The organism is Rhizobacter sp. P1_G5 (assembly GCF_056405435.1).
The window spans coordinates 1-4,643 of record NZ_JBFUCB010000493.1 but is presented as its reverse complement, the minus strand read 5'-3'; the positions used below and the strand labels follow the sequence as shown (position 1 = coordinate 4,643).

Annotated in this window: 5 protein-coding genes; 2 read left to right on the top strand and 3 right to left on the bottom strand. The window is 70.4% G+C overall.

Annotation, left to right across the window (positions count from 1 at the left end):
• Nucleotides 1–1,308 (top strand): Hsp70 family protein (locus AC1D12_RS25330; protein ID WP_477843656.1); only part of this gene is annotated, 1,308 nt, incomplete at its 5' end.
• On the opposite strand, the gene AC1D12_RS25325 is transcribed toward AC1D12_RS25330, so the two are convergent.
• The 3 genes from AC1D12_RS25325 to AC1D12_RS25315 form a co-directional block, all read right to left on the bottom strand.
• Nucleotides 1,305–2,069 (bottom strand): YecA/YgfB family protein, encoded by a 765-nt coding sequence (locus AC1D12_RS25325; protein WP_477843654.1) that lies wholly within the window; start codon nucleotides 2,067–2,069, stop codon nucleotides 1,305–1,307. The genes AC1D12_RS25330 and AC1D12_RS25325 overlap by 4 nt on opposite strands.
• 378 nt (nucleotides 2,070–2,447) lie before the next feature.
• The gene (locus AC1D12_RS25320; RefSeq protein WP_477843652.1) at nucleotides 2,448–2,861 is read right to left on the bottom strand and encodes a PaaI family thioesterase; all 414 of its coding nucleotides are present in this window, start codon (nucleotides 2,859–2,861) and stop codon (nucleotides 2,448–2,450) included.
• A complete protein-coding gene (locus AC1D12_RS25315; protein WP_477826165.1) occupies nucleotides 2,848–3,846 on the bottom strand; it encodes a LysR family transcriptional regulator in 999 nt (332 codons plus the stop codon). The genes AC1D12_RS25320 and AC1D12_RS25315 overlap by 14 nt, the downstream gene beginning before the upstream one ends.
• Before the next feature lie 102 nt (nucleotides 3,847–3,948).
• Between AC1D12_RS25315 and AC1D12_RS25310 the strand changes: the two genes are divergently transcribed.
• Nucleotides 3,949–4,643: aldehyde dehydrogenase family protein (locus tag AC1D12_RS25310; protein ID WP_477843650.1), on the top strand; the 695-nt coding region annotated here is incomplete at its 3' end.

The window sequence follows — 4,643 nt, the reverse complement described above, 5'->3', positions numbered from 1 at the left end:
ATCATGTATTGCGCCATCGACTTCGGCACGTCCAATTCGGCCATCGCGATTCCCGATGGATCAGCCCCCGGCCAAGCTGCCAGCGCGATGCGCCTGGTCGAACTCGAGCCCGGCCAGCGGACGATGCCGACCGCGGTCTTCTACTTCGTCGAAGGCGCCGAGACCAACGGCCCGCCGCGCGCGTTCGGCCGGGCGGCGCTGGCCGCCTACGTCGACGGCCTCGACGGCCGGCTGATGCGCTCGATGAAGAGCATCCTCGGCAGCAGCCTGGCCGAGCAGACCACCGATGTCGGCGGCGGGCGCGGCGTGAAGTACCTCGACATCATCGCCGGCTACCTGAAGCACCTGAAGACGCTGGCCGAGACCGAGGCGCAGTCGCCGATCCACCGCGCGGTGCTGGGCCGGCCGGTGTTCTTCGTCGACGACGACCCGGTGCGCGATGCGCAGGCGCAGGCCACGCTCGCCTCGGCCGCGGCCATGGTCGGCTTCGACGAGGTGCACTTCCAGTACGAGCCGATCGCCGCGGCCTTCGACTTCGAGAGCAGCGTCGACCGCGAGCAGCTGGTGCTGGTGGCCGACATCGGCGGCGGCACCTCGGACTTCTCGCTGGTGCGCGTCGGGCCCGAGCGCGCGCCGCGGCTGGAGCGCAAGGACGACATCCTCGCCAACCACGGCGTGCACATCGCCGGCACCGACTTCGACCGCCGCGTCGAGCTGGCCAGCATCCTGCGCGAGTTCGGCTACGGCGCGATGGGCCCGAGCGTGGCCGGCGCGCCGGCGCGCGAGGTGCCGACCGGCGTGTACTTCGACCTCGCGACCTGGCACCTGATCAACTCGGTGTACAGCCCGCAGCGCGTCGCGGAGCTGCGCAGCATGCGCGGCTTCTACGGCAACCCGCTGCACCACCAGCGGTTGATGACGGTGGTGACCGAGCGGCTGGGGCACGAGCTGGCATCGCGCGCCGAGGCCGCCAAGATCAGCGTCGCCGAGGGCGGCGACACGGTGATCGACCTGTCGCACGTCGAGCGGCGGCTGGAGGTGCTGCTGACCGAGCGCGAGGCGGTGCAGGCGATCGAGGGCGACATCGCGCGCATCGTCGGCGCGGCGCGCGAGACGGTGCTGCAGGCCGGGCTGCGGCCGGAGCAGGTCGATGCGCTGTACTTCACCGGCGGCTCGACCGGGCTGCGGCTGCTGGCCCAGCAGATCGCGGCAGAGTTTCCGCAGGCGCGCGCGGTGCGCGGCGACCGGTTCGCGAGCGTGGCCACCGGGCTCGCGCTGCACGCCCGGCGCTGGTTCGAAAGAAGTTAACGCCGCGGGCGGTGCGGCGGCCGCTGTTGCGGCCGAGGCGCCGCGGGCTGCGCTTGCAGCGGCCGCCCGACATCGGCCAGCAGCAGCGTCGCGCGCACCAGGCCCTCGACCGCCTCGCTCAGGTCGGCCGGCGGCTCCAGCGATTCGATCTCCTCGAGCAGGTCGTCGGCGTCCTCCAGGTCCTCGGGATCGAGGTGGCGGTACAGCAGCGCGAGCGGCTCGGTCAGCGCCTGCGCGTCGCCGTTCATCAGCTCGGGAAACGCCTCCATCGCGGTCGCGAAGCCGGCCACCCAGGGCAGCACTGCCTCGATGCTCGCGTCATCTTCGTCCGAGCCGTCGTCGAGTTCGAACACCCACGGGTCGAACCACTGGCGGCGCGTGATCGCGTCGTTCAGCTCGGCATGGCGGCGCTGCGCCAGCTCGTGCAGGCGGCGGGCGTCGAAGTTCGCCGGCAGTGGGCGACCGTCGACATCGGTCAGCAGCGGCAGCCAGCGCTGTGCCGGCACGCGCACCGGCTGCACCAGCACGCCGCACAGGAAGCCGTCGACCATGCTGGCGTCCAGCGGATCGAGCGGCGCCGGCACCGCATCGAGGCGGGCCTGCAGTTCGTCGATCTCCGACTCGCTCAGCGGAGGGGCGGGCGCATGCGTGCGCGCGGGCGGACGGCGGTGGGAGGGCGGGTGCATCGGCGGATTGTCGCGCCGCGCGGTGTGCACGTCGCGCCACAGCGTCATTCGCGATGCGAACGCATGAAAACGCATGCGAACTTCTGTGGGGAAATTCGACATCACTTCGGTCACTTGCCGCGGCGCCTCGCGCACCGTTGAGCGCATGGACCGATCAGCGCCAAGCCGCGCCAATGCTGGGTTTGCGGCCGATGACGAGGTCTGGCCGCGGAGCCTGTGCCACAGGTGCGATGAAATCGTTTCCCCCGTATTGGGGATGGCCCAAACGTTTTCGTCCTCCTACAGTGCACCCATGCTGTCACACGGGTTTGAAATCCAAACCACGCGATACCAACGATTGCACTGAGCCGGGGCCCTCACCAGAACAACAGGCGACCGGCCGCAACGATCCCAACGACGTCCTCTCTCTTGAGGACTTCCAGCCCACCCTTCACAGGGTGGGCTTTTTTTTGATCAGGTCAGGATGATCTGGGTGCAGCGGAACAGCGCCATCTTCTTGCCTTGCGGGCTGAAGACGGTGGCGGACCAGACCTGCGTCGAGCGGCCGAGGTGGTCGGCGCGGGCCTCGCAGCGGATCAGGCCTTCCTTCGCGGTGCTGAAGAAGTTGCTCTTCAGCTCGATCGTCGTGAAGTTCTTCGATCCCTCGGGCAGGTGCGCGATGGTCGCGTAGCCGGCGCTGGTGTCGGCCAGCATGATCACGCTGGCCGCGTGCAGGAAGCCGTTCGGCGCCAGCATCCACGGCTGTACCTGCATCTGCGAATCGAGGTGGCCCTCGGCGATGGCAGTGATCTGCACGCCGAAGCGGTCGGGTGCGAAGCCCGCCTGGCGTTCGTGGAATCCTTCGATGGTGATGTCAGGGCGCAGCATGGTTTCCCTCCGGTGATGCAGATGGCGACTGTAGCGAGGCTTCGCCGAAGCCGCCGGCCAGTGCCGCGCGCAGGTGCGCGACCAGCGCCTGCACCGCCTTCGGCGTGCTCGGGCTCCACGGCCGCATCGCGTAGACCGCATCGCCGAAGAAGCCGACCGGCCGCCATTGCGGCAGCACCTCGCGCAGCTTGCCGGCCCGCAGCGCCGCCGCCGCGCTGAAATCCGGCACCAGCGCGATGCCGAGGCCGGCCAGCGCCGCGTCGCGCAGCACCTCGCTGTTGCCGGCCCGCAGCGGCCCCTGCGCGACGACGCTCAACCGCTGCGGCTCGGGCTCATCGCCCAGCGCGTCGCGCTCGAACTGCCACACCGCCGGACCCGGCCGCAGGTAGGTCAGGCAGGCATGGCCGGCCAGGTCGGCCGGCGTCTTCGGCGTGCCCTGCCGTTTCAGGTACGCGCGCGTCGCCACCAGCAGCGCGCGCGACGCGCAGAGCTTCCAGGCCACGTGGTTCTCCGGCGGCGCGCTGGTGTGGCGCACCGCCAGGTCGAAGCCCTCATGGGCCAGCGTGACGAGCCGGTCCGACAGGTCGAGCTCGACACGGATGTCGGGATGCGCACGCACGAAGGCCTCGAGGTGCGGTGCCACATGCTGCCGCCCGAGCGCCACCGGCGCGGTGATGCGCACCAGCCCGCGCGGCTGCGCCGCCTGGTCGCGCGCCTCGACCACGCTGCGCGCGATCAGCTCGAAGGCCTCGCCGGTCTGCTCGACCAGCCGCCGCCCCGCATCGGTCAGCCGCACCGAGCGCGTCGTGCGCTGCACCAGCGGCTGGCCGACCGCGCGCTCCAGCTCGGTGATGCGCTGGCTGACCGCCGCCTTCGACAGCCCGAGCCGCTGCGCCACCTGCGTGAAGCTCGCCAGCTGCCCCAGCAGCGTCAGCGTGTGCACCTGCGGCCAGAGCAGGTCGATGCGTTGGTCCACGGTCGTCATTGTTCAGATTATCGAACAATGAAGTCACCGTGATCGCATTGGCAAGCGGCGAACCGGCTCCTAGACTGGATCGGTACCCCCACAGCTCCAGGAGACCACGCCATGGGCGCCCACGATCCGTTCACCGCCACCGCCGAGGTCGGCCACTTCATCCAGGGCGCGCCGGTCGCGAGCCGCAGCGGGCGCCGCCAGCCGGTCTGGAACCCGGCGACCGGCGCGGTCGCGCGGCAGGTGGTGCTGGGCAGCGCGGACGACGTGAACGCCGCGGTGGCCGCCGCGCAAGCCGCGTTCGACGGCTGGGCGCAGACGCCGCCGATCCGCCGCGCGCGCGTGATGTTCAAGTTCCTCGAGCTGATGAACCAGCAGCGCGACACGCTGGCCGCGATGATCACCGCCGAGCACGGCAAGGTGTTCACCGATGCGCAGGGCGAGGTCTCGCGCGGCATCGACATCATCGAGTTCGCCTGCGGCATCCCGCAGCTGCTGAAGGGCGACTTCACCGACCAGGTCTCGACAGGCATCGACAACTGGACACTGCGCCAGCCGCTGGGYGTGGTGGCCGGCATCACGCCGTTCAACTTCCCGTGCATGGTGCCCTGCTGGATGTTCCCGGTGGCGCTGGCCGCGGGCAACAGCTTCATCCTGAAGCCGAGCGAGCGCGACCCGTCGCCCTCGCTGTTCATGGCCGAGCTGCTGAAGCAGGCCGGGCTGCCCGACGGCGTGTTCAACGTCGTGCAGGGCGACAAGGTCGTGGTGGACGCGCTGCTGACGCACCCCGACGTGAAGGCGCTCAGCTT

Excerpts from the sequence above, each read along its gene's own strand:
- AC1D12_RS25325 (WP_477843654.1), bottom strand. The coding sequence starts at position 2,069 with ATGCGTTTTCATGCGTTCGCATCGCGAATGACGCTGTGGCGCGACGTG.
- AC1D12_RS25320 (WP_477843652.1), bottom strand. The coding sequence starts at position 2,861 with ATGCTGCGCCCTGACATCACCATCGAAGGATTCCACGAACGCCAGGCG.
- AC1D12_RS25315 (WP_477826165.1), bottom strand. The coding sequence starts at position 3,846 with ATGACGACCGTGGACCAACGCATCGACCTGCTCTGGCCGCAGGTGCAC.